The organism is Bradyrhizobium sp. SMVTL-02 (assembly GCF_051853005.1).
GTDB lineage: Bacteria > Pseudomonadota > Alphaproteobacteria > Rhizobiales > Xanthobacteraceae > Bradyrhizobium.
In genome coordinates, this window is sequence record NZ_CP182469.1 from 4,068,362 (window position 1) to 4,092,551 (window position 24,190).

Genomic DNA, 24,190 nt, shown 5'->3' on the forward strand with positions numbered 1-24,190 from the left:
ACTAAGTTGACGACATGCAACTTTAGCGGCAGTCTGATCCCTTTGCTGGGAGCATCACCAATGAATTTGCTTGAGCAATTGGATGAGTGTTGGCGCGAAATCATCGACATCAGCGACCCAGAAATCAAGAAAAGGAAATTCGACGAGTTCGCGAACTGGATGGAAGCTCAGGTCGCGCGCCTACCTGAAGCGGAACAAGTAGCGGCACTTCAGCCGATCATGAAACAGATGGCAATATATGGTAGTTTGCAGCAGAACGACCCAGAAGAACTGAAGGTCAGATTAGGTTTGAGTGCCCCGTCTGCCTCTTCTACCGCCAATCGGCTAGGTGAAGCCGCCGCTGAAACCGTAGACCTTATGCCGCATGTGGACGAGTTCTGGCGCGAGATCTTCGGGCGCGACAAGAAGTTCATCGAGACGAAACACGGTCAGTTCGTTAAGAGGATGCAAGATCAGGTTCACATCTGCCAAAGGCGGAACAAGACGCGCTACTCTGGCAAGTCTATATGAAGAACGAAGAGTACGCCAAACTCGCGCAGCTAGACCGACCGGCGCTGAAGGCCAGATTGGGATTGCAAGCTTCATCAGCCCCCGCGCCAGTTTCAACCAATCAGCTAAATTCATCACCTTACACCGATCATCTAGTTCACGTCGCCGTTGACACGGCTGTCCGTGCGACTGTCTGGCAAGGCATCAAAGCGATCTTCAGAGCTTTCCGGTGACGCGCGCTGTCCAGCCACCGTGCTGGTCCAGAAACTCCAGAAGTGACGCCGGCAGTTGGCCCTCGTCAGCGCATCGCTGACGCAACTCCTCGGCGATATCGTCTGTGACGTCTCGCGACCAGCCTTCGACGGTATTGAAGGCAACGATCCTGACGGGATTGCTATACTGGCCTTCCATGAGGTGATCGAGCAGGGTCTGGCGGTCGGCATCCTCCTCGTCCGTCTCGCACCAGGAAACGCCAGAGCCATAGCGGTTGAGGACCAGATAAACGTCATGGTCAGGTACGATCGAGGGGGAGCGACGCATTACATTTGCTCCGGTGGACCGGATCAATGCGTCTAGAGTTCGAGGGTTCCTGTTAGCCGCGCCGGCTTGGTTTATCGGGTGGGTGATCGCCTGGATCTTTACCGGCGTCGCCTTGCAAACGAGAAGAAAATCGTGCAGCCACCGCCATTATCGCGGTAGTCAAGAAATCCCGACGGCTGGTCATTGCCCTAGCACCTCGCCTTTTGCGATCAGGTCATCGATCCAGGGGGATGATGACACTCATTGGCTTGTGTGACTGCTTCTCGATCCAGCCCGGCTCGAAATAGCAGAGCAAGAGGTTGATGGCGTAGTACGGGCAATCGAGCGCGTCACACCACGGAAGCGGGAAGTTTGCCGGCGCGGTCATGGCCACAGACCCTTCTTTTTCATTCGCTCTCGCCTTTCTTCTCGATCAGCTTGGGAGGATCGTGTGCGATCTCGCGCGGGCTGGTCGCCTCCATTGCCGCGCGCAGTCGTCGACGGTCGCGTCGGTGTAGAAGCGCGCGGTGATGGCGATGTCGGTATGGCCCAGAATCTTCTGCACCATCTTGAGATTGCCGGTCTTGCGCATCGTGCGCATGCCCGTGGTATGGCGCAGGTCGTGGATGCGCGCCTCGACGCCCGCCTTGCTCCAGTTGCGCTTGTTCGAGCCGTAGCCGGCATAGGTGATCGGGTAGCGCTGGCCCTTGACGCGGACCTGCTTGCCCTCCGCCCGACGACGAAGGGGGCGCGGGCTGTCCGACGGCAGCGACCGGGCTCGCGGACCAACGTCACGCGCAGGCCTTCGAGGCCCGCGCCGTGCTCGACCACACCCGGCGCGCGGTCGGGGCGGCTGAAGATGGCGCCTGCCGGCATCATCGGCCGGGCCAAGGCTGTCGGCGCGCGGGGCGATGCCAGCCCTGGCCGCCAGAGCCTTCAGCTCCGGCGTGATGCCGCCCCGGCGGCGACCGCGACCGCGCCGCCGCGTCATGCGGCGCGGCGAGGCGTTTCAAGGATGAACCGCGCTGGTTGGTCTGGCTCCCGCTCCACCGCTTATTGCCCCAGCCCCAGCGGTGGAGCGGGATTGTTAGGCGATAAGCCATGGATCGGGGGGCAGTGTCACGACATGCCCGTTGAGTAGAGTGATAGTGTAGTCGTGCGATAGCGCGACCGGCAAGGAATAGTCAGAGTTCATGAGCGTCCCCGTTTTGTCCGGGGTGGCGACGGTGTAGAAGAATTGCGACCGACCAGATGCTGGAGCCTCAGCAGTGACATATCCATCTGGCAAGGTTGGATCACCCGCGCCACTAACAAAAGCATTCCCACCGCTTACGGTAAGAAAGTCGCTGGGAGGAATGTTGACGAAAGCGATCTGATCGACGCCAAGTTGGAAGTTGTCGATCGCATCCATGAAAAAAGGATAACCAGAACCGCTGTCGACGCCGCTGTGAGCAGCGATAGCAGCGCCGACATCGAACACAAACACATCAGCGCCAGATGTGCCGTGCAAAGTCTGGTGGTCGTTCCACGCATTGGAAACGAGCGGATTGTCCCAAATAACGTTTGGGCCAGGTGGTGGAATATGGCCTTTGTCAATTTGATTCTGGAGAACCTGTTGCGGCATATGATTAGTCGCCGGCGTTGGTACATTTGCCATTTGTAACCTCCCGGTCACAGGTGCGCTCATGACAGATGAGCGCCATGCAATTGGAGGCTAGTCCCAGTCGGCGATATCGCTGTGTTCACTTTTGATCGGGAACAGTATTTGTAATGTTCCGTATTGGAACATCGAGCCGCAGACTAAATGTTGAGTGCGTGCGTCACCATCAGCAACCCGCGGAGTAGAAATCCGCTGCTCGGCGGATCACCGCTCCTCCAATCTAAGTTCATTATCGATCTGATCTTAAAGCTTAATTCTCCAGGCGCAGCCTGATCACGATGTCTAATCTACGGTGGTGAGCTACGGTTTGTGGTCGAGGCATTTCGGAACTATCGACTCTCGCCCGGCGGAGCTTCGGCCGATTCAAGGAGCCCACCCGCTATGCCCGAAGCGATCTACGGCTGTGATAGTCGCTCCAAGGCACGTTCCTCGGCTGCAAGCGGCTTAGGGGCTACTGCAGCAGAACCGGCATATTCAGCGGTCCGCGGAAACCAAATCCATGCCAGCGAACGCTTATTGGATCGAGCAAGGTCATGTTTGGAAAGCGCTCGAACAGCAGCGGTAGGAGGATGTCGCCAATCGTTCGTCGCGAAAGGTGCGCGCCCGCGCAATGATGCGGGCCATTGCCAAAGGCCTGGTGAGGATTGGGCTCGCGAAGGGCATTATAGTTCTCGCCGTCTGGGACGATGTCTTCATCCCGGTTGGCAGAAGCCTGGATTGTCATAACGGTGTCGCCCTTCGGAATGAAGTAGTCCCGAATCTCCGTGTCCTCCGTTACGAGCCGTGAACTAGCCTGGATCGGCGCCACCCATCGGATTCCTTCCTCGAAGGCGGCCCGCCACTTGCCCTCCGCGCGCACGGCCTCGAGCTGATCGCGGTTGGTCAGCAGGCCATATAGCACAGTTAGGAGGGCGTCACGCGGCTCGTTGATGCCGCCGCCGATGGCGATTTTCACATTGGCGATAATTTGGCTTTCCGGAATAGGGTTCTTGGCATTCACCATGAAGGAGAGGGCGGAGGAGTCTGGCTCGCCCCGCACCCGTTCAGCATTCGCCCTGATACATCTATCCATCTCCGCGTTTGCAATGTCGGTTGCCTGGAAAGGTCCGGGAGTCCAGCCGAAATTGCCGGCGCCATCGATCAGCATCTGCGACCATCGCTGCATGTCCTCATCGCTCGCATCCGGAACGCCCATTGCATGCGCCAACATCCGCGCAGCGAGAGGCCCCGCCAGCGCGGGAAACAGGTCAACGACCTCGCCGCGCGGCAACCGGTCGAGATACGCCTCCGCTAGGTCCTCATAAAGCGCGGCCCAGACGGATTCGATCGTCTTCGGCATTAGCGCCGGCATCATGGCCATGCGTTCGGTCCGGTGTTCGTCGTGGTCCTTCCGCATCAGCGTATGCGCCAGAAAGGCCCGCTTCATGGGCGTGTTAGGATCATCGGAGCTGAATATAACTGGATTATCTTTGACCCACTTTGTGTCGGCGGCCTTGGTAAGAAACGTCCGGCCCACTGACTTTACCCGCAACACGGGAGCTTCGCGCCTCAGGCGCTTGTAGATCGGATAGGGATCACGAACGAGCTCCGAGATGCTGATCGTCTCATCCAAGGGGCTCAATCGGGCAGTCGACATGACGGTCATCCGTTGCTCCAAGCGCTGGCAAGCCGAGGCAGCATGAGCGCCATGGGCTAAACTTTCTTCAGCGATAGTCGTTCACGCGCAAATGGCAAATGATGGAGCGGTTCCTTGAGGAAAGGCGAAACGGTTGCCGCAGCGCAATCGCCAGTACCACGGCGGCGTTCGGAACGCTTTGCGATCCGGCCGGTTGGCGCGAGATCTCAAAGGAGTAACCATGCGCGCGCTATGCTGGCACATGGGTTTGACATTTGGGATGATCCGCGACCTACAGCCGCCGATCGCTGCGCATCGCACGGCCGCGGATATGTCGGCTTCTCTAATCGGCCGTTTGAGGTCAAGCACTTTCAGACTATCCGCCACTGCAGTGTTGATGTCGCTCACGGGCTCGCGCTTCTCTTCGGAATCGGCACCTGGGCCGTTCCATCATGGGATTCGAGGACGAGGTAGAACAATCTGTCAGGCGGCCTTTCGTCAGTTTGAACGACAGGTTCAAGCCGACATGCGAACTCACCTCATCCATCGTCCCGCGAGGGACATCTTTCCACTGCTGAGTGGATCTCGAGTTTTCTCCTATCGGGTTTGATCTTGAACGGTTTTCATGCTGCTGCCGGGGTTGGCTGCCGAGTCCACCGGAACTCGGTGCCATCAATCCAAATGCGGTGCATGATGACGGCCAGCCGGCGAGCCAGCGCCACGATCGCCCTCTTCATTCCGCGGCGCCTGGCGATCTGCAGGGCCCAGGCTTTAAGCCAGGACCACTTCTTCGAACGCAACATCGCTTCGTAGAGCATCACCCGCATCATCTCATCGCTGCAGCGTGATATCCTGCCGTTCCGGTCGATCTCGCCTGATTGATATTTGGAGCAGGTCAGCCCAAACGCCGCCCCAACCGACTTGGACTTTCCGAATCGAGCTGGCACATCGACGGTGGCGCGATAGGTCAGCGCCACCACCGGGCCGACACCGGGAGTCGTCTGCGGCGCGGCGGCGGTGATGGCCGCCCGTAGCTCGAGCCCGGTTTACTCTTGAGTTCGTACCTCTGGGCCAAATCGAGAAGGCGCCGCCGAGTGAACGGGTCGGCCTTCTCCGCCAGAATCGCGCGCCCGTTGCGCGAAGCCACCGTAGAACTCTTCCATGACGCACCCCGCAACATCACCGAAGCCCGATCTTTGATGGTGGTCGAGGCTCACGTCAAGAGATCGCTTGTGCCCGCCTGGCAAACGGCACTACGCTGACCGATGCGGGGGAAGCCAAATGTCGCTGCGGCAGCATCCAATACGAAAACCGTGCCCGCATTGTGGGCGGCCGATGAAGCTCGTGCGCGACGAGGTCGCCAGAGGCGGTGAGAGCTACGTCTGCCCCGATTGCGACGACGATCCGCTGCACTATCCCGCCGCACGGAAGTGGGTGGACGGCCCACTGCGGCCGGCGGCGAAATAGTGGTACCGAAGGACGCCCGGGCTGGTCAATCGGGACTGGCAAGTTCGTCATGGCCGCACCAGCTCCTTTGTAGTTGCCAAACATGGGAGGTCTGATGTGTCGGCTGTCGCAAATCTGCTTGCGCGAAAGCAGTCGCTCATGGAGCGACTGCAGAGCGGACCGAACGAACGCGAGGAAATCGAGCGCCTGCTCGCGCAGATCGAGACCGCGCTAAACCTGCTCGAGTCGGGCGATGCCGCCGCCCCGGGCGAGGAATGATCGGTTCGTGCCGGTCAGAGCGCGCTGAGATCCTCCCGCACCTCGCCGAACTTCCGGATCAGCTTGGCGTCACCGAAGTCGCCGCTGGACGGGTCTCCGGTCCGCGAAAAAGGCGACCGCGCCCGTGCAGCCTGGTTTCCGCGAGAGCGCTTCGGCGCGCATGACGGCGGCGTTGGCGCTCAGGCACTCGACTGCCTCGCCGGGCGTGATGCCGTCGTCGGCCATGACGAACGGCAATGCCACGTAGCAGGTGACGTCCATCGCAGTCACTCCTTGCGTTCGCGGTTCGGGCCATGCCGCCCCCGTGAATATCCTTTCGAGACCGCCGCGCGCAGCTCGTTGGCCTCGGCCTCGAGAAAGTCGATGGCGATCAACAATGCCTTGACCGCCTCGCGGGGGTCTCCGCCGCAGGCGTCGATAGCCTGGTCGGCGGCGCGTTCAAGATCGCCCTCGGCGGGCGCAGCAGGTTCGGAAGCGGCGGACATGCTTCGATGTTCTTTATTTGTTCTATATAAGTCAATGGGCCATTCGCCGGATTCCGCAGGCGGCGAGGACCGTACGGATGAATCTTCGCCCGGAGAGGCCGGCCTGTCGGAACTGCCATCTGCCGTTCGTCTTGAATCCAGGCCACCCCAATGGAGTTCTGCGTAACATGGCCCCGCGCGCCAATTGGAAAGGCTTCCTGCGTCTGTCCCTCGTCACCTGTCCGGTGGCGCTCTACCCGGCGACCTCGGAGAGCGAGAAGATCTCGTTCAATCAGCTCAATCGCGAGACCGGCCACCACATCAAATACCTGAAGGTAGATGCGGACACAGGCGACGAGGTCCAAAACGAGGATATCGTCAAGGGCTACGAGTTTGAGAAGGGCCAGTATGTCGAGGTGTCGAAGGAAGAGCTTGAGGAGATCGCGTTGGAGTCCACGCGCACCATCGAGATCGACGAGTTCGTCGACAAGTCCGATATCGATCCTCGCTACCTGATCCGGCCCTATTACATCCGGCCGGACGGCAAGGTCGGGCACGACGCGTTCGCGGTGATCCGGGAGACCATCCGCGAAATGGACAAGGTCGCGATCGGACGGGTCGTGCTGACCAACCGCGAGCACATCATCGCGCTGGAGCCGATGGACAAGGGCCTGGTCGGCACGCTGCTGCGCTATCCGTATGAGGTGCGCAGCGAGCAGGAGTATTTCGACGAGATCCAGGACGTGAAGGTCACCAAGGACATGCTCGACCTCGCAAAGCACATCGTGAACCAGAAGGCGGGGCGGTTCGATCCCGAGAAGTTCGAAGACCATTACGAGAGCGCGCTGATCGATCTCATCAACCAAAAGCGCGCCGGCAAGCCGATCACGCCAAAGTCCAAGCCGGCGGCGGGCAACGTCGTCGATCTGATGGAGGCGCTGCGCCGGTCAGTCGGCAAGGAGGCCGCGCCTGCGAACGCGGCCAAGCCCGCCAAAAAGCCGAAGAAGGCGTCCGCGGGCCAGAAGGAGATGCTGATGCCCATCGCCGGCAAGAAGCCTGCGAAGGAGGCGGCCGCGAAGAAACCCACCGCCAGGCCGCAGCGGAAGTCGGCCTGACGCTAGTGGTAGGAGGTTCGCATGGACATGAAGGAAGCCTCAGCGATGACGGAAGCCTCCGGCCTGGTGAGCGACCCGGAAGGCGCGGAGTTGGCTGTTGCGGCTAGGCTGAATGCCGAAGCGAAAACAGCCGCCGACTTGCGACGACCGCGCCCATCTCAAGACGTCGCCCTGCGCTTGGCCGATCGCTTACGCGAGGCAGCGATGAATGCCCCGCTGCGGTCGCTCTTGGCCGCCTTTTTGGTTGGAGTCTGGGTCGCGCGCCGGCCTTTAAGGTGAAGTCGTTCCGAGTTGTCGGAGCCGCTTCGCTCAGTCGGTCGGGAGCCCTTTCGCTCGCGGGGCACTCCGGGCACGTGTCTCCGATGAAATCGAGCACTTCGAGGATCGCCGCGACGGCATGATCGGTCGAGATGCCTACCGGCGGATATTTGCAGGCGAGGTCGACTGCTCTCTGGCGGGCATAGGGGTCGGCCCGGCCCGCATCCAGCCGTGCTCCTCGCATTCGTGGATCGGTCCGGTCTCCTGCAGCACATAGATCGCCCAGCCGCGCAGCGTGCGGATCGCCCGTGGTCTTTCCTTCGTTATCAGCATCGAGAACGCTCCTGCCAAGACGAATCCTTCGGACCGCCGGCTCGTTCCTGGCGATTAGCACGGACCAGGGATTCGGAATCGGCAAGGCTGGGCTTGTCCACTTCCTTCCGGCAACGTGGATTGAAGAAACCGCCTCCGGGTCGATTGATGCTGCTCCTCGCAACTTTCGAATCGACTTCTCAGTGAAGAAGAAGCCTGACCACACGGCCGAAGCCGAGTTCTTCCGCAACGAGTGCACGAAGTTCCGAGGCATCGTCCAGCATGCGACGACCTTGGGCAATGCTATAGGCGTTCGGGATGTGAGCGAAATCCGCGGCTACGCGTCGTGGCTGTTCGTCCGGGCCTGCGTGATGTCGGACCACATCCGCTTCCAACCGGATTCGGCAACGCGCAGTGGCTCGACGTGGGGAATGCAGACTTAAAGCGAAAGTGAGCCGCCGGCTCTTCCAGCCAGTAACGCCGGCGGCCCGTTGCTGGCCTTGCAATTCTGGCGACAAGCGTCAGAAGGCAAGCATCAAGGTGGTGCAAAATCAGACGCGAAGATGCAATCACGCGATGAAGTTAACGTAACCGCTAAAGGTACCCAGCTTAGATTTTCCCTACGTAGGGAATAGCGGACGGCATGCAAACCAGAGAGAACAGCCACAACGCTGAACCGCGGAGTGTCAGCGCTGGGGCCTGTCCTCCCGACTCCCTCTTCTCTGGAGGGAAGCCACCGAATTAACTCCCCAGCCGGAGCCCCGTTCCGGAACCATCATAGGAAACAAATGACGGACAGGAAGACACTGAATGCCGGGGGCTGGTCCGCATTGTGACATCTGTGATTCTGAGCACACTCAAGCATCGGAGATCCCGTGAGCGCCGTCACGGAAGGTTCGTCTTGATTGCGTCATCTTTCGGTTCATGGGCTCCATGATGCAGGCCTAGAACCTAAGTCGGTGAGAGACGAAATATGGACCACGTTTTAAGTATCATCACCTTCGCGGCCGCAACGCTGTTCTACGTCACGTTCACAACCAACCTACCGCGCAGACTGAGGCGAGTGAATGCGACGAGACTGCGAATTGCCCGGTAACCCGCGGGTTTCAACAACTCTCTCGAAAATTATTTTGAGCTCTGATTAACGCTCGCCAACGCTGCTCATCGCTCGTCAGCGAATGGCACCTCTCTTGTTCGGTTCGGTAAGATTGCGGTTTTTCACATTCAGCGCATCTTGTGCGACATGCAACATGCTCGCAACGAACTCGCAATGCCGCCGCCAAGCGGAAGCAGCCGCCCCCAAGCTTGCGTGATCGCCTCCAGCAGCGTGCCGCGGAGCGTGCTGAAGGCTAAATGGTCGTCCGTGAAGAGTGGCTAAGCGATTGAGCTAGAATCGCATTTGTCGTTGTGGACTGTTTTGCGTTTGCAGGGGTTTGATGCTTCGGGCGTCGGAACCTTACAATTTCATTTTCAATGCAAACCAAGGTAAAGAAGTGATTTCGATGAATTGCTCCGGAGGAGCCCGATTCTGGAACCACCAATATCCGGAACGTGAAATCGAAGCATTGGACCTGCTGGCTGGTCTCGAGAATCGCTGCGTGGTCCGTTCAACTCGTTCAGCGAGTTCAACAAGGTCGAGGCGGCGACATCTGGTTCGCGCTGGAGGAAAGCCGACCGCTCGCGTGCTTCGCCGGCATCTGGTCCAACTGGACGTCGGTTAGGAACGTCAGGGAAGGCGAGACTACCAACGATCTCTGACGACTGAGCCGAATGCCGAAGTCGGCGCCATCCATCCGAAAGGTGATGCCCTTGATCCTGACTACTGCCGACGAGGTCGAAAACTGGATGCCCGCGCTCTCCGCGGGAGCCCTGAAGCTGCGGCGTCCCATCCCGGACGAGGCGCTGCGGATCGTCGGCCGCGGCATGAGGAAGATCCCGCGCCGGCGCCCTCTGAAGCCCGCGCGCCACGGAGAAGTTCACCAACCAGGAGTTCCGATCATGCGAATTTCTACCTGCTCCGTTGGCTTGTTGTGCCTTCGAAGTTCCGTCGCGGACTATATTCTTGGTTCCGCCTGCAGGTGACGGAAAGGACCGGCGCCGGTTTGTAGGCATTCCTCATCCGCGAGACATTCTGTCGCAGAACCATTCGGTTGGCCAAAGGACTAACTTCCAGGCGGAAATGTGCCGTTCGGAATGTCGAACGGCATGCAACAGGGCGATCCTGCGCCGTCATGATTGCAAAGAGCTGTCGGCAGTGGGTTGCCCATTTGCTGATCTGCCCCAGAGCATGAAAGCGGACTACCGCAATACTAACCGCTAGTCTCGGAGGAGATGCCATGACGGAGATCCGGATGGCCTCGCTGCATGGCGGGGCGATTACGCTTGAGAGCGATGCAATTGCTGCCTTTCGTCAAACTTTGCGGGGTCATGTTTGTCTGGCCGAGGAGCCGGGCTACGATGAAGCACGGACGATCTGGAACGCGATGGTCGATCGCTACCCAGGCGCGGTCGTGCGCTGCCGAGGGGCCGCAGACATCATCCGTGCCGTGCGGTTTGCGCGTGAGCACGGCCTCCTGATCGCCGTGCGTGGCGGCGGCCACAATATCGCGGGCAATGCTGTTTGTGACGGCGGGCTCTTGATCGATCTTTCACTTATGCGGTCCGTCCGGGTTGATCCATTTCACCGCACCGCGCAAGTAGAGCCGGGTGCGACGCTTGGCGACTTTGACAAGGAGGCGCAGGCTTTTGGCCTTGCGACGCCGCTCGGGATCAACTCCACAACCGGTGTTGCCGGATTGACATTGGGCGGCGGCTTCGGGTGGCTCAGCCGCAAGTTTGGGCTTGCCGCCGACAATCTGATCTCGGCCGACGTGGTAACGGCAGATGGCAAGCTTGTCCGGGCCAGCATTGCCGAGAATACCGACCTGTTCTGGGCGCTACGCGGAGGCGGAGCCAATTTCGGGGTTGTGAGTTCGTTCGAGTTTCGCATGCATCCTGTCGGTCCGATGGTTCTGGCCGGGCTCATCGTCCATCCCTTTGCGCGGGCGAAGGAACTGCTCGCGGGCTATCGCGACGTCGCCGCCAAGGCGCCCGATGAACTGACGGTGTGGGTGGTGCTCAGGCAGGCGCCGCCGCTGCCGTTCCTGCCTGCCGAAGTTCGCGGCAAGGAGATCGTCGCGTTCGCCGTCTGCTACGCGGGAGAGGAGAGCGAGGGCCAGCGCGCACTGGAGCCATTGCGCGGGCTCGGACAGCCGATCGCCGACGTGATCGGCATGCAGCCCTTCGCGGCCTGGCAGACCGCGTTTGACCCACTGCTCACGCCCGGTGCGTATAATTACTGGAAGTCGCACAATTTCGTCGAGCTGAACGACGGCCTTCTGGACACGCTGGTCAGCCAAACGATCAGCCTACCAACCGGGGAGTGTGAGATTTTCATTGGTCAGCTCGGCGGCGCCACCAGCCGCGTGGCGGTCGACGCCACGGTGTTCCCTCACCGCGATGCAAAGTTTGTCATGAATGTTCACACGCGATGGCGCGACCGCGCGGATGAGCAACGTTCGATCGACTGGACGCGCAAGCTCTTTACGGAGACCGCGCCCCACGCAACCGGCGGCGTCTACGTCAACTTCATGCCCGGAGACGAGACCGATCGCGTGGCTGGCGCCTACGGCCCGAACTACGCGCGTCTTGCGGTGCTGAAGGCCAAGTACGACCCGGACAACTTCTTCCGGGTGAACCAGAATGTCAGGCCGTCTGCCGCACAGCGACCGGCCGCCTGACGAGAGACAGAGAGGAACCGTCTTGAGGGGCTACGGAGACGAAGTTGAACATCGGAGAATGGCTGCACAGCCTCGGCTTGCAGTCTTATGAGCAGACGTTCCGCGACAACGGAATTGACCTTGAGATCCTGCCTCACCTGACGGTTGAAGATCTCAAGGAGATCGGAGTCCACGCCGTTGGCCACCGGCGCAAGCTTCTCGATGCAATCGGCCTGCTGCCGGCGGAGGCGGCGGCTCGCCTCCCAGCGTCGGTTGAGCGCCGTCAGCTCACGCTCATGTTCGTCGACCTCGTCGGCTCGACCGACCTCAGCCGCCGTCTCGATCCCGAGGAGCTGCGTGAGGTCATGCGGGCATACTCGAACACGGTGGCGGGAGAGATTGCGCGACTGGGGGGCCACGTTGCGAAATTCTTGGGAGACGGGGTGCAGGCCTATTTCGGCTGGCCGCGCGCAAGCGAAGATGCGGCAGAGCAGGCCGTCCGGGCGGGACTTGCCGTCGCACGAGCGGTCAGCGGGATGCCGTCAGGTGCGGGAGGTCTGCTGGCCGCTCGCATCGGCATCGCCACCGGTCTTGTTGTAGTGGGTGATCTGCTTGGTGAAGGCGCTGCCAAGGAGGAGACGGTAACAGGGGAGACACCCAACCTCGCAGCCCGTCTGCAACAGACTGCAGAGCCCGGTGCGGTCGTTATCGCCGAGAGCACGCGCCGGCTGGTCGGCGATCTCTTCGAACTTGTCGAGCTCGGTTCCCTTGAGCTCAAGGGCTTTGCCGACCCCGTGCGAGCTTGGCGGGTCATCGGTGAAGGCAGGGCAGAAAGCAGGTTCGAAGCTCTGCACGGAGCTCACGTCACGCCGCTCGTGGGGCGCGGTGAGGAGCTCGATTTGATGTTGTCGCGTTGGCGGCTTGCCAAAGAAGGGATTGGACAGGTCGTCCTGATTTTTGGAGAGCCAGGTATCGGAAAATCACGATTAGTGCTCGCGCTGCGCGAACGGCTGCACGCCCAGCAATGCACACCCGTCAGCTACGCCTGTTCGCCGCACCACCTCAACAGTCCGCTCTTTCCCTTCATCTCGCAACTCGAGCGCGAGGCGCGGTTCGCACCGGAAGATGGCCCGGAAAAGCGGCTCAAGAGTCTCGAATTGCTTCTCGGCGAAAGCGGCGAGGGCCTGTCCGGCGATGCAATCCGGCTTTTTGCCGATCTGCTTGGCATTCCAACCGACAGGCCGAGCAGCCAGCCGGAGATGTCGCCGCAGCAAAGGAAGGCGCTGCTGTTTCGCACGTTCCTGGACCGACTCGATCGACTTGCCACTCGTCGCCCCGTGATGATGGTGCTTGAAGACGCGCATTGGATCGATCCGACCTCGCGCGAGCTGTTCGACCAGATCGTGGATCGCCTTCAGAACCTGCCAGTGCTGTTTGTCGCTACATTCCGTCCGGAACTCCAACCGCCATGGACCGGCTTTCCGCATGTCACATTGCTCATGCTGAACCGCCTGCCGCAGGCAGCGGTGATTGCACTCGTAGACCGGATCACCGAAAGCAAAGCGCTTCCCGCCGAGGTGCTCGAACAGATACTGGCGCGGACTGAGGGTGTGCCGCTCTTCACCGAGGAGCTCACGAAGGCCGTTCTTGAGGCTGGGATGCTTCGCTACAGCGGGGATCGGTACGTGCTCGCCGGAGCATTTCCGTCCTTGGCGATCCCGGCCACGCTGCACGATTCCTTGATGGCGCGGCTCGACCGCCTTGCTCCAGTCAAGGAAGTCGCCCAGATCGGAGCTTGTATCGGCCGCGAATTCGATCATAAGTTGCTCGCTGCGGTCGTGTCGATGCAAGAGGTGGAGCTCGCCGCGGCGCTCGATCGCTTGGTCGCGGCAGAGCTCCTTTTCCGGCGGGGCCTCGCCCCTGCCGCTACCTATGTTTTCAAGCACGCCCTGGTGCGCGACGCCGCCTACGAAAGCCTGCTCAAGCGGCGGCGCCAGGAGCTACACGCGCGGATTGCCACCGCGATCGAAACGCGGTTTCCGCAGCTCGGCGAAGCACAACCGGAACTCGTCGCCCGTCATTTCGGCGAGGCAGGATTAGCGGAGAAGGCCATTCCATACTGGCTGCGGGCAGGTCGGCTCGCGGCCGCCCGGTCGGCGAATATGGAGGCAATTGCCCATTTGCGATCGGGACTCGAGTGCGTCCAAGCGCTTCCTCAGGGAGCATCACGATGGCGTTTGGAGCTTGCCCTGCAGCTTGGGCTTGGCGGGCCGCTGATTGCAACCAAAGGCTTTGCTTCACGCGAGGCAGAAGCGGCGTTCCAGCGCGCCCAGGAGCTCAGTCGCGAGTTGCAGAGCGAGAATGATCTCTCCGCAGCATTGAAGGGACTCGGCCACGTCTATCACGTGCGCGGCAACCTGCGCGAGGTCATAAAGCTCGTCGAGGAGACGAACGTGCTGGCCGAACGAAGCGGTGATCCCCTGCGTCAGGCCGAAGCCGATCATCTTGCGGGTGTGCTTTCGTTCCACCTCGGCCAGTTTCAATTCTCACGTGACCGGCTCGAGAGAAGCGCACAAGCCGGGGAACACCGCGGCCGATACTATTCCGAAGTTTACGGAATCGACATGAGCGTATTCTGCCGTGCCTACATGAGCCATTGCGACTGGCATCTCGGCTATCCCGTTCGTGGCCTCAAGATTGCTGAGGAAGGGCTCGCGGTCGCGCGCGAGATTTCGCATCCATTCAGCATCGCGCTCGCGCTCAACTATTTGGCGATGCTCTATCAGTTCCGGCGAGAGCCCGATGCCGCGCTGAAAGCCGCTACAGAGTCGCGAGACATCTGCACCGAGTTCCGTTTCGATTATTATGGCGCCTGGGCGAGCCTTGTTCGCGCCTGGGCGATCGCTGAATCCGGCCGGTTTGACGAGGGAGTTGCTGACTTTGATGCCGGGCTTGAGGACTTCCGGCGGACCAGTGCGGGACTACGCATTCCGCACCATCTTGGCTTGCTCGCGGCGCTTCATCGCAAGGCGGGGAACTCTATGGCCGGGCTTCGGCTCATTGACGAAGCGGACGCCGTTGCGGACGCAAGTCTCGAGAGCTGGTGCGGTGTCGAACTTCATCGCGAGCGCGCTGAACTGCTGTTGCTGGCAGCGGGGGAGCAGGCAGAAGGTCAAGCGGACGCACACTTCGAGGCTGCCATTGAAATGGCCGCTGCCCAGGGAGCAAAGCTGCCCGAGCTTCGCGCAACTGTTGCGCGCGCCAGATTCCAAGCGGCACGCGGCATGCGTCAGCAAGCGCGCGACGCTCTTGTGCCGATCTCTAGCTGGTTCAGCGAGGGTTTGGAAACGCGCGATCTTATGGAAGCTCGCAAGTTGCTGGCAGACTTGTAGCGCGTTGTAACGAAGTAATCCTCGATCGGTTCGGCCTCAAGTTTCCATCTTGGCGACTGCCGTGCGACTTTGCATGGGGTTGTTTTGATATTTTGGTGAGACGTGGCCTGAGGCCCCAGTCCGCCTTCGCCCAAGAGGGCTCCGGCGCGACAGCATTCGCTCGCTTCGCTTTCGAGAGAGTTGCGCTGGCTTGCCGAGCCGGTGTCCATCAAACCGGCAGCAGCTCATCGAGGTTTTCTACATGAGCTAGCGCAACTTTATGGGATTCCGGGTTACTACGGCATTCGAGCACCGAGGCGCAGCCAATCGCCACCATCATAAGAGGTACGCCAGTTGCCCAATCGCGAGTTCCCTGCCGGTGATGTAGGTTGTTGGAGCTGGGCTTTCGTGACGCCTTGGCCCGGTACCGCGGCCTCAACCCGAGACAGCCCCGAGTTGGGGCCGCTCTATTCGGCAATGAAAGACCGCCAAACCGAGGCGGCCTTAGTACCTCGTGAGAGGCTTCCACGACTCTCCCGCCATTGCTTCTATGTTGGACCAAGTTCTCCGCTGCGGTCTTCGACATCGGCCGCCCGTTGGATCAGGCCGGATGCAACCTCCGGTTCGTCGGGTTTGCCATGCGCAGCAGCGTTAAGGCCGCTGGATATTTTTGAAAACCGGCGATGCATATACGTGCTCGCTGGCCGTCAGTCAGATTTGAGAACTCATTTTGACAATGCACCGGATCAACAATGCATCGGAAGCCACCCAGCATTAAAGCAATCGTTTCAGCTTACGTAGGATTAAGGGACCAGCGGGCGCTCGAAGATACGAGAGATCTTCGGCGCGAATTACTCCAATCCATGTCCGGCCCCGCAGCCAAGTACGTTCAGCATGATCTCCGATTGATCGAAGATGGCTTGGAAGAACTGCGCCAGCTGCATATCAGCTCTCCTTCTGAGCGTGCTCGGCCTCGGCGCGGAGCAGGGCGGTAAGGCTGGGATACTCTAACCATCGCGAGCGTAGCGATGACGCGCCCGACATAGCGGGCCGATCCGTCGGGCTTGCCGCGCCAGCTGAACAGCAGGACGGTGCTGCTGTGCCGGCGCAGAACGTGGCCGGCGCCATTACCGAACGACTTGCTCATGGGGTGGCGCTTCATGAGCTTCGCCAGCTCCGACCGGATAAGCATCTAAGCATCCCGGACGGGGACGTTCCTATTGTAGGCGAGGAGAGATTTGGCGGAGGTGAGCAACTTCACACTTCTGGTTTTCAGGCGGATTGGAATAGGCTGCCAGCTGCACAGGTCGGGAGCCTTCCAAGGCAACAGAGCTGACTGTCCAGCATGCCCGGCTGCCCCGGCGTCGGGCGCGCGAGCTCCGAGCTGCGCAGCACGTCCGGACGTCGACGGATCGGCAGCAATATTCGACAGCGACAGATGGCTGTCATCGCGGCCTATTACGAACCTGTCCCGCGATGGCTCCAGCACCCAGGCCGCCACGCCGGGCTGCGGTGGCCGATTGACGTAAACCGTTAAATCATGTTTCCCGGAAAGCGCGGTAGAAACTGTCGAACACCGGTTTCATGATGTACTCGAAAAACGTGCGCTCTCCGGTCTTGATGTAAACGTCGGCGGGCATCCCAGGTGTCGGGATAAAGTCGGGCACCCGTTTGACAACATCATCTTTGTCCAGGCGCACCCGAACGACGTAGAATTCCCGACGCATGTCACCGTCGGGATGTGGCTCGGCTTTTACCTCTGCGAGGGCATCCGCTGAGATGTAGATGACGCTGGCCCCAACCATTGGCGTGATGCGCTGGTTGAGCGCCGACAGCCGGACCAGCGCCTGCTGGCCTACGCTCACGTGTGAAATGTCATTGGGCCGCACATGTGCCTCGATAATGCGCTCGTCGGCGATCGGGAGGAGCTCAAGGATTACGGCCCCAGACGACACAACGCCGCCGGGGGTATGGAAGTTTTGCTTCACCACGATGCCGCGGACCGGGGAGCGGACATCGATGCGATCGACCACGTCTTGAGCAGCCCGAATCTGCTCCTCGACGTCATCGAGGTCCGCCTCGGTCTCGCGCAGCTCTTTGATAGCGTCCCGGAGCGCCGTCGAGTGGAGCTGGGCTATTTTCTCGTTCGCTTGAGCAATTCGTTCCTTGGAATCGGCGATCCGGCCGAGATATTCGCCTAGGTCTCCGCCGAGGCTGGCCTCGGAGCGTCGCAGCGCCAGCACATCGGTCTTGCGGACCAATTGCTGGCCAAGAAGCATATTCTTGTCCTTTAGCTCTTCGGCAAACAGAGCAATACGATCCTTGGTGGATTGCACTTGCGCCTGATACCCACGAACGCTTTCCTCAAGCCCGGCGATTTGCTTCCTGAACACGCTTTCCTCGGCGGCGCGACTATCTTGGCGCGCCCGCAGCTCGGCTCGTTGCAGCTCGAGAATCGCGTCGATCTCCGGGTCACGTGCGCGCCCGCGGAACGCGGCTGGAGTGTCGATCGTCTCTGAAGAAGTCATTTCGGCTCCGAGACGTGCCTTCATGGCGAGTAGTCGATACTTCTTCAACACCAGCCGCCTCAACTTGGATTTGGTAGCAGTGTCGTCCATGCGAACGAGCACCTGGTTCGGCTCGACGACATCACCTTCCTTCACCGCGATCTCGCGGATGATTCCGCCTTCGAAATGTTGGACCAGCTTGTTCTGTCCAGTAGCCACGAACGTGCCCGAGGCGACCACCGCACCGTTCAGCGGAGCGATCCCGGCCCAAACACCAAAACAACCGAGCCAAACCACCAGAATGGCGAGACCGGTGAAAATGGGCCACTTGGCGCTCAGCGGAATCCCCCGGTACCAATCGCCGGTGCTGCCATTTTCCGTTTTCATCCTGTCCTCCCGGTACGTCATCTCAGGGGCCAGAGGATTCGATGCGTGGCGGATGATCCGTCTTGTCTCCACCGGCTCCGCCGGTCGAACGGACCAAGCGATGCAACACTTCGCTCGGAGATCCGAATGCCTCTGCGCGTCCGGCCCGCAGAATCAGCACTTTGTCTACGCTGTTCAGCAGCGCGGGTCGCAAGGTCACGACGACGGCGGTGACGCCACGCTTCTTGGCGCGCTGCAGGGTCTCGGTTAGCGCCTGCTCGCCCGCCGCGTCGAGATTCGAGTTGGGTTCATCGAGCACGACGAGGCATGGGTTGCCGAAGAAGGCGCGCGCGAGCGCAATCCGCTGCTTTTGTCCGCCGGAGAGCGGCCCACCGCCGCGATCTAACGTGGTCTCGTACCCGTGCGGCAGCTGGCAGACCATGTCGTGGGTGCCCGATACCATCGCGGCCTGATAAATGCTTGCGTCGGGCAGGTCGCTGCGCATGCGGCAGATGTTCTGCTTGATGGTTCCGGGAAACAGCTCGACCTCCTGGGGCAGGTAGCCGGTATATTCCCCGAATTGCCGGCGATCCCAGTTGCGAAGCTCGGTTCCGTCCAGTCTGACCTTGCCGGCGGTCGGAACCAGGCAGCCCACCAGAATGCGCGCTAGCGTCGATTTGCCCGATCCGGACGGTCCGACAATGGCCAGGGACTCTCCGGGCGCAAGCTCGAGGGATACGCCATTCAGGACTGGTTCTTTCGACCCGGGCGGCAGGTACAGCACCCGATCGACCGTCAGGCGGCCTTGCGGCTTGGGTAGGCGCAGCTTCGGCGTTTCGTGTTGGAATGACTGCACCGCCTGGACGACGCGCGCATAGGCCGACCGCGCCTGAACGCAACTCCGCCACCCTTCGATCAGGCCCTCAAGCGGCTGCAGCGCACGACCGGCAATGATTGAGGCAGCAATCATCATGCCGCCGGTGATCTCCGCATGGAGAGCCAAATAGGCCCCGGTTCCCAGTATGGTGATTTGCGTCACGAGGCGGACGAACTTTGACCCGCCACTGATCCAGAAATTCCGGTCGAGTGCCTGTCCTTGCGCGGTCAGCGCTGGCGCCTGCCGATGACCCCAATGCAGAATGCTCTCGTTCAGCATCCCCATCGCATTGATCACCTGCGAATTTCGCGCCAGCGACTCGGCGGCTGCGTCGGCCTCGGCGGCATGCAAACTTGCCTGGCCGAGACGCTCCGAAGTTGCTTTCTGGTTGATCAGCGCAATCAGCGATAAGGCCAAGCCCGACACGAGGGCTAGATAGCCGAGATCTCGGTGAACGAGGAAGATAACTCCGAAATAGAGCGGCGAGAGCGGTGCATCCATCAACAGAAGCATGACGGGGCTGCTGATAAATCCACGCACCTGGTGGAGGCTGCGGATGCCCTGGATGGTCCCGCCCTCGCCAGCTCTGGCGTTGTTGATGCTGCTCGCCAGCACGGCGCCACCGAGCAACGCCTCCATCTTGGTCGCCAGACGACCCAGCACCTGCCGACGCAGTATGTCGATGATCGAGAGGACGCCGATGAACGCCAGCGCGAGGGCCGAGAGCATCAGCAGTGTTTCGAGGCTGCGGCTCGTCAGCACGCGGTCGGATATCTGGAACAGATACATCGGTAACGTAAGCATCAGCAGATTGACGACGACCGAAAAGGCCGCAACCGCAATCAGGTGTGCGCGCGCCGCCGAACGCCAGGCCGCCAGGGGGTTGACGGGTCCAACCTGCTCGCGCGCTTCGCCACCACTTGGTGCGACCGGGCGCTGATCCGGAAAATCGTCGCGCGGCGGATTGCTTAGTGGCTCGACGACCGCCATGTTCGGCCCCGCTATAGGATGGCGTGCTGATCCGTTGAATGTGTGGGATCCACGATGTCGGGAGGCGGCGGCGCCTGCTCCTGGACATCGGCAAGCTCCGGCGCTGAACTTTGCGGGGCCGATGTGGCGGAAGACACGGCGTCCGGCGCCGAAGTGCCGGCATCTCCGCTCAGCGCAACGCCATATTGGGTATATTGAGTTCCGCTGTAGAGGCTGCTTTCTGGAGGCGGCGGCGCGTCGTTCAGGGCAATCACGTCGCCTGAGAGATAGGTTGGGTTGACGGGCGCAGCGGACGCGGTCGGCGCGGTTTCAGGCACCTGGATCGGCGCGTCAGTCGAGGTGGCGAGCGCGAGCAGGGTGTCGGCCGGGAGTGACGCGTCGGTAGGCGCATCGCTCGGAGCAGCGGTCGTGACGATGGCCGGCTCGCTCGTGTTGACGTTCGACGCTGTAGTTGCAGGCGGGGCCTCGGTAGCTGAGGGCGACACGTCCGTAGCCGGATCACTCGGCGCGGCAGCCGTTGTTGCGACCGACCCAGACGTGTGAATGTCTGATATCGTACTCGCAGCGGCGTCGTTGGTGACGGCCGAGGCCGACACGTCATTGCCTGGATCGCTCGTCGCGTTAGCCGTAGTGGCGACCGGTTGCACGCCCGATGTGGTACTCGCAGGTGTATCGCTGGCGACGGTGTCGGTGGCCGGATGCGACGCGTCACTGACCGGATCGCTGGCAGTCGGAGAAGTTATAGCGGCCGACCCGGACGTTTGCACGTCCGATGTGGTATTCGCCGCAGCATCGTTGGCGACGGCGTCGGTGGCCGGATGCGACGCGTCACTGACCGGATCGCTGGCAGTAGGAGCAGTTATAGCGGCCGACCCGGACGTTTGCACGTCAGATGTGATATTCGCCGCAGCATCATTGGCGACGGTGTCGGTGGCCGGATGCGACGCGTCACTGACCGGATCGCTCGGCGCAGCAGCCGTGCTGACGACCGCGCCCGATGTGGGCACATCCGACGCCGTAGTCGCCGCAGGATCGCTGGTGATGGCCTCGATGGCCGGATGCGGCACGTCACTGACCGGATCGCTCGAAGCGGCAACCGTTGTCGCGGCCGCTCCCGATGTGGGCACATCCGACGCCGTAGTCGGCGCAGGATCGCTGGTGATGGCCTCGATGGCCGGATGCGGCACGTCACTGATCGGATCGCTCGAAGCGGCAACCGTTGTCGCGGCCGCTCCCGATGTGGGCACATCCGACGCGGTAGTCGCCGCAGGATCGCTGGTGATGGCCTCGATGGCCGGAGGCGACACATCACTCACCGGATCGGTCGATAAGGCGGCCGTTGTCGCGACTGCCCCCGATGTCGGCACATCCGACGCGGTACTCGCGGCAACATCGCTGGTGACGGTCTCAGTGCCTGCCGTCACCACCGGCTGCGCCGCGGTCTCAACCGGTGCGACCGCATCGACCAGGTCGTGACTGGCGCTGCCCACGCTGTCGGTCACAGCCGTCAGCACCGGCTGCGCTGCGGTCTCGACTGGCGCGACTGCATCAGTCAGGTCGTGGCTCACACCGCTCACGCTGTCGGTCACAGCCGTCACCACCGGCTGCGCCGCTGTCTCGACCGGAGCTACTGCATCAGCCAGGTCGTGGCTCACACCGCTTACGCTGTCTGTCACAGCCGTCACCACCGGCTGCGCCGCGGTCTCAACCGGTGCGACCGCATCAGCCAGGTCGTGGCTCACACCGCTCACGCTATCGGTCACAGCCGTCACCACCGGCTGCGCCGCGGTCTCAACCGGTGCGACCGCATCGACCAGGTCGTGACTCACGCTGCCCACACCGTCGGTCACAGCCGTCAGCACCGGCTGCGCCGCGGTCTCGACTGGTGCGACCGCATCGACGACCAGGTCGTGACTCACGCTGCCCACACCGTCGGTCACTGCCGTCACCACTGGCTGCGCCGCGGTCTCGACTGGCGCGACTGCATCAGTCAGGTCGTGGCTCACACCGCTCACGCTGTCGGTCAGCACCGGCTGCGCCGCGGTCTCGACTGGTGCGACCGCATCAACCAGGCCGTGACTCACGCTGCCCACACCGTCGGTCACAGCCGACATTGCAGGCTGCGCCGTGGCCGCGACCGGCGCGGCTGCATCAACCAAATCGTGACTCACAGTGCCCACGCCGTCGGTCACAGCTGTCACCAGCGGCTGCGCCGCGTTCTCGATTGGCGCGACCGCCGCATCAGCTAGGTCGTGGCTCACAACGCTTACGCTGTCGGTCACAGCCGTCACCACCGGCTGCGCCGCGGTCTCAACCGGTGCGACCGCATCGACCAGGTCGTGACTGGCGCTGCCCACGCTGTCGCTCACAGCCGACATTGCAGGCTGCGCCGTGGCCGCGACCGGCGCGACTTCATCAGTCAGGTCGTGACTGGCACTGCTCGCGGCATCGGTCACGGCCGTCAGCGCCGGCTGCGCCGCTGTCTCGATCGGCGCGACCGCATCAGCCAAATCGTGGCTCACGCCGCTTACGCTGTCGGTCACGGCCGTCACCACCGGCTGCGCCGCTGTCTCGACCGGCGCGACTGCATCAGCCAGGTCGTGGCTGGCACTGCTCACGGGATCGGTCACAGCCGTCACCACCGGCTGCGCCGCGGTCTCGACCGGCGCTACGGTATCAACCAGGTCTTGACTGGCGCTGCCCACGCTGTCGGTCACAGCCGTCAGCACCGGCTGCGCTGCGGTCTGAACTGGCGCGACTGCATCAGTCAAGTCGTGACTGGCACTGCTCACGGCATCGGTCACGGCCGTCAGCGCCGGCTTCGCCGCTGTCTCGACCGGCGCGATGGCATCAGCCAAATCGTGGCTCACGCCGCTTACGCTGTCGGTCACGGCCGTCACCACCGGCTGAGCCGCGGTCTCGACCGGCACGACTGCATCAGCCAGGTCGTGGCTCACATCGCTCACGCTGTCGGTCAGCACCGACTGCGCCGCGGTCTCGACCGGCGCGACTGCATCAGCCAGGTCGTGGCTGGCACTGCTCACGGGATCGGTCACAGCCGTCACCACCGGCTGCAATACGGTCTCGACTGGCGCGACTGCATCAACCATGTCCTGACTGGCGCTGCCCACGGTGTCGGTCACAGCCGTCAGCACCGGCTGCGCTGCGGTCTCGACCGGTGCGACCGCATCAGCCAGGTCGTGGCTCACACCGCTTACGCTGTCGGTCACGGCCGTCACCACCGGCTGCGCCGTGACCTCGACCGGCGCTACCGCATCGGCCAAATCGTCGCTGACACTGCCCACGCTGTCGGCAACAACCGTCAGTGTCGGCCGTGCTGCGGCCTCGACCAGCCCGGCCGCATCAGCCAGGTCCTGGCTCACACTGCTCACGCTGTCGGTCAGAGTTGTCGCTGCGGTCTGCGCCGCGGTCTCGACCGGCGCGACCGCATCAGACAGGTCATGAGTTATGCAGCCGAGCTGGGGTGTGGACGCCATCATGAATGGGCTAAATAGGCTTCCAGGCACGTTGGACGGCTCGGACTCAAGCATTAGCTCGGCAGGCGGTTGATCGAGCCCAAGCTGCGAGTTAATTGACACCGAATAGGCAGAGCTGTCGTCGGGTGCGCCATCACTGTCGTGACAACAATGATGATGATGATGATGATGATGGTAAGGATAATCGGCATCATCGCCGCTCCGTCCATCTTCGCCTCCCGTGGCGACAGCGACCCCTTCACCGAGGGTTGCGCTCAGCTTAGTCACATCTTCATGCGGCGGCGCTGCAACCCCGATTGGATCGATCTGAGGCGCACCCACTGCCCCGGAGCCGGCGACCTTATTGGCTGCCGCATTCTCTGCGCTCGTTTTCCAGTGATCAGTCAGCTGTGCATCGTCGTTCGTCGAATGCGGTGCCGCGCCGTTCTGCGCAGTGGTCGCGTCTTCCTCGGCCGCCGCCACGCCGCTCGCCGTGGCGGAGAAAAACTCTTTGCCGGCTATCAGCGGGGCAATGAAGAACGACCAAGTCAAGAAACCAAATGAGCCGGTTCGCTTGTCTGCACGCCGTATTCCGGCCTCGAAATTCTTACGACGTTGCTCGATTAGATCGCGCTGTTCGATTTCGTTCATGACTACCCGCCCATATCGTTTCCTCTTTTCCCGCCTC

The 24,190-nt window shown here is 61.6% G+C and carries 16 protein-coding genes and 5 pseudogenes; 8 read left to right on the forward strand and 13 right to left on the reverse strand.

Annotated elements, in window-relative coordinates; genetic code table 11:
* Positions 1 to 60 precede the first annotated feature (60 nt).
* Positions 61 to 510: a hypothetical protein gene (locus ACNJYB_RS19105; RefSeq protein WP_439375343.1), complete on the forward strand. Its 450-nt coding sequence runs from the start codon at positions 61 to 63 to the stop codon at positions 508 to 510.
* 195 nt (positions 511 to 705) lie between these two features.
* Here ACNJYB_RS19105 and ACNJYB_RS19110 read toward each other — a convergent pair whose 3' ends face one another.
* The 7 genes and pseudogenes from ACNJYB_RS19110 to ACNJYB_RS19140 form a co-directional block, all read right to left on the reverse strand.
* Positions 706 to 1,029 carry a hypothetical protein gene (locus ACNJYB_RS19110; RefSeq protein WP_439375344.1) on the reverse strand — a complete coding sequence of 108 codons (324 nt, stop codon included), beginning with the start codon at positions 1,027 to 1,029 and terminating at the stop codon, positions 706 to 708.
* A gap of 214 nt (positions 1,030 to 1,243) precedes the next feature.
* Complete coding sequence (locus tag ACNJYB_RS19115; protein ID WP_439375345.1) at positions 1,244 to 1,396, reverse strand: hypothetical protein; 153 nt, start codon at positions 1,394 to 1,396, stop codon at positions 1,244 to 1,246.
* A 45-nt stretch (positions 1,397 to 1,441) separates the two neighbouring features.
* Positions 1,442 to 1,999 (reverse strand): tyrosine-type recombinase/integrase, encoded by a 558-nt coding sequence (locus tag ACNJYB_RS19120; RefSeq protein ID WP_439375346.1) that lies wholly within the window; start codon positions 1,997 to 1,999, stop codon positions 1,442 to 1,444.
* 96 nt (positions 2,000 to 2,095) lie between these two features.
* Complete coding sequence (locus ACNJYB_RS19125) at positions 2,096 to 2,665, reverse strand: hypothetical protein (RefSeq protein ID WP_439375347.1); 570 nt, start codon at positions 2,663 to 2,665, stop codon at positions 2,096 to 2,098.
* 454 nt (positions 2,666 to 3,119) lie between these two features.
* The gene (locus tag ACNJYB_RS19130) at positions 3,120 to 4,304 is read right to left on the reverse strand and encodes a cytochrome P450 (protein ID WP_439375594.1); all 1,185 of its coding nucleotides are present in this window, start codon (positions 4,302 to 4,304) and stop codon (positions 3,120 to 3,122) included.
* Positions 4,305 to 4,906: 602 nt separating this feature from the next.
* Positions 4,907 to 5,284, reverse strand: a pseudogene (locus ACNJYB_RS19135) (transposase); the annotation flags it as partial.
* Positions 5,251 to 5,446 (reverse strand): annotated as a pseudogene (locus tag ACNJYB_RS19140) (hypothetical protein). The pseudogenes ACNJYB_RS19140 and ACNJYB_RS19135, both read right to left, overlap by 34 nt.
* A 118-nt stretch (positions 5,447 to 5,564) precedes the next feature.
* On the opposite strand from ACNJYB_RS19140, the gene ACNJYB_RS19145 reads away from it, so the two are divergent.
* A complete protein-coding gene (locus ACNJYB_RS19145; protein WP_439375348.1) occupies positions 5,565 to 5,750 on the forward strand; it encodes a hypothetical protein in 186 nt (61 codons plus the stop codon).
* A gap of 272 nt (positions 5,751 to 6,022) precedes the next feature.
* Here the strand turns inward: ACNJYB_RS19145 and ACNJYB_RS19150 are convergent.
* Positions 6,023 to 6,269: pseudogene (locus ACNJYB_RS19150) on the reverse strand (hypothetical protein).
* Positions 6,270 to 6,274: 5 nt separating this feature from the next.
* The gene (locus tag ACNJYB_RS19155) at positions 6,275 to 6,493 is read right to left on the reverse strand and encodes a hypothetical protein (protein WP_439375349.1); all 219 of its coding nucleotides are present in this window, start codon (positions 6,491 to 6,493) and stop codon (positions 6,275 to 6,277) included.
* A 167-nt stretch (positions 6,494 to 6,660) separates the two neighbouring features.
* Between ACNJYB_RS19155 and ACNJYB_RS19160 the strand changes: the two genes are divergently transcribed.
* Positions 6,661 to 7,587, forward strand: a complete 927-nt coding sequence (locus ACNJYB_RS19160) for a Ku protein (RefSeq protein WP_439375350.1) — start codon at positions 6,661 to 6,663, stop codon at positions 7,585 to 7,587.
* A gap of 21 nt (positions 7,588 to 7,608) precedes the next feature.
* Positions 7,609 to 7,866, forward strand: a complete 258-nt coding sequence (locus ACNJYB_RS19165) for a hypothetical protein (RefSeq protein WP_439375351.1) — start codon at positions 7,609 to 7,611, stop codon at positions 7,864 to 7,866.
* 58 nt (positions 7,867 to 7,924) lie between these two features.
* On the opposite strand, the pseudogene ACNJYB_RS19170 reads toward ACNJYB_RS19165, so the two are convergent.
* Positions 7,925 to 8,178: pseudogene (locus tag ACNJYB_RS19170) on the reverse strand (hypothetical protein); the annotation flags it as partial.
* Positions 8,179 to 8,360: 182 nt separating this feature from the next.
* Between ACNJYB_RS19170 and ACNJYB_RS19175 the strand changes: the two are divergent.
* From ACNJYB_RS19175 to ACNJYB_RS19190, 4 genes and pseudogenes are all read left to right on the forward strand, one after another.
* Positions 8,361 to 8,600: a hypothetical protein gene (locus tag ACNJYB_RS19175; protein WP_439375352.1), complete on the forward strand. Its 240-nt coding sequence runs from the start codon at positions 8,361 to 8,363 to the stop codon at positions 8,598 to 8,600.
* 1,052 nt (positions 8,601 to 9,652) lie between these two features.
* Positions 9,653 to 10,089 (forward strand): annotated as a pseudogene (locus tag ACNJYB_RS19180) (SOS response-associated peptidase family protein); the annotation flags it as partial.
* 404 nt (positions 10,090 to 10,493) lie between these two features.
* The gene (locus ACNJYB_RS19185; protein WP_439375353.1) at positions 10,494 to 11,936 is read left to right on the forward strand and encodes an FAD-binding oxidoreductase; all 1,443 of its coding nucleotides are present in this window, start codon (positions 10,494 to 10,496) and stop codon (positions 11,934 to 11,936) included.
* Between the two features lie 44 nt (positions 11,937 to 11,980).
* The gene (locus ACNJYB_RS19190; protein WP_439375354.1) at positions 11,981 to 15,307 is read left to right on the forward strand and encodes an AAA family ATPase; all 3,327 of its coding nucleotides are present in this window, start codon (positions 11,981 to 11,983) and stop codon (positions 15,305 to 15,307) included.
* A 1,517-nt stretch (positions 15,308 to 16,824) separates the two neighbouring features.
* Here ACNJYB_RS19190 and ACNJYB_RS19195 read toward each other — a convergent pair.
* Genes ACNJYB_RS19195 through ACNJYB_RS19205 form a run of 3 tightly spaced genes read right to left on the reverse strand, consistent with a single transcriptional unit; the run spans position 16,825 to position 24,153 of the window.
* A complete protein-coding gene (locus ACNJYB_RS19195) occupies positions 16,825 to 18,180 on the reverse strand; it encodes an HlyD family type I secretion periplasmic adaptor subunit (protein ID WP_439375355.1) in 1,356 nt (451 codons plus the stop codon).
* 22 nt (positions 18,181 to 18,202) lie between these two features.
* On the reverse strand, positions 18,203 to 20,026 hold the full coding sequence (locus ACNJYB_RS19200) for a type I secretion system permease/ATPase (RefSeq protein ID WP_439375356.1): 1,824 nt from the start codon (positions 20,024 to 20,026) through the stop codon (positions 18,203 to 18,205).
* Positions 20,027 to 20,037: 11 nt separating this feature from the next.
* The gene (locus ACNJYB_RS19205) at positions 20,038 to 24,153 is read right to left on the reverse strand and encodes a hypothetical protein (protein WP_439375357.1); all 4,116 of its coding nucleotides are present in this window, start codon (positions 24,151 to 24,153) and stop codon (positions 20,038 to 20,040) included.
* Positions 24,154 to 24,190: the final 37 nt, after the last annotated feature.

What these genes read in the sequence shown, in the direction of transcription:
- ACNJYB_RS19105 (WP_439375343.1), top strand. Translation starts at nt 61, where the DNA reads ATGAATTTGCTTGAGCAATTGGATGAGTGTTGGCGCGAAATCATCGAC.
- ACNJYB_RS19110 (WP_439375344.1), bottom strand. Translation starts at nt 1,029, where the DNA reads ATGCGTCGCTCCCCCTCGATCGTACCTGACCATGACGTTTATCTGGTC.
- ACNJYB_RS19115 (WP_439375345.1), bottom strand. Translation starts at nt 1,396, where the DNA reads ATGACCGCGCCGGCAAACTTCCCGCTTCCGTGGTGTGACGCGCTCGAT.
- ACNJYB_RS19120 (WP_439375346.1), bottom strand. Translation starts at nt 1,999, where the DNA reads ATGACGCGGCGGCGCGGTCGCGGTCGCCGCCGGGGCGGCATCACGCCG.
- ACNJYB_RS19125 (WP_439375347.1), bottom strand. Translation starts at nt 2,665, where the DNA reads ATGGCAAATGTACCAACGCCGGCGACTAATCATATGCCGCAACAGGTT.
- ACNJYB_RS19130 (WP_439375594.1), bottom strand. Translation starts at nt 4,304, where the DNA reads ATGTCGACTGCCCGATTGAGCCCCTTGGATGAGACGATCAGCATCTCG.
- ACNJYB_RS19145 (WP_439375348.1), top strand. Translation starts at nt 5,565, where the DNA reads ATGTCGCTGCGGCAGCATCCAATACGAAAACCGTGCCCGCATTGTGGG.
- ACNJYB_RS19155 (WP_439375349.1), bottom strand. Translation starts at nt 6,493, where the DNA reads ATGTCCGCCGCTTCCGAACCTGCTGCGCCCGCCGAGGGCGATCTTGAA.
- ACNJYB_RS19160 (WP_439375350.1), top strand. Translation starts at nt 6,661, where the DNA reads ATGGCCCCGCGCGCCAATTGGAAAGGCTTCCTGCGTCTGTCCCTCGTC.
- ACNJYB_RS19165 (WP_439375351.1), top strand. Translation starts at nt 7,609, where the DNA reads ATGGACATGAAGGAAGCCTCAGCGATGACGGAAGCCTCCGGCCTGGTG.
- ACNJYB_RS19185 (WP_439375353.1), top strand. Translation starts at nt 10,494, where the DNA reads ATGACGGAGATCCGGATGGCCTCGCTGCATGGCGGGGCGATTACGCTT.
- ACNJYB_RS19195 (WP_439375355.1), bottom strand. Translation starts at nt 18,180, where the DNA reads ATGAAAACGGAAAATGGCAGCACCGGCGATTGGTACCGGGGGATTCCG.
- ACNJYB_RS19200 (WP_439375356.1), bottom strand. Translation starts at nt 20,026, where the DNA reads ATGGCGGTCGTCGAGCCACTAAGCAATCCGCCGCGCGACGATTTTCCG.
- ACNJYB_RS19205 (WP_439375357.1), bottom strand. Translation starts at nt 24,153, where the DNA reads ATGAACGAAATCGAACAGCGCGATCTAATCGAGCAACGTCGTAAGAAT.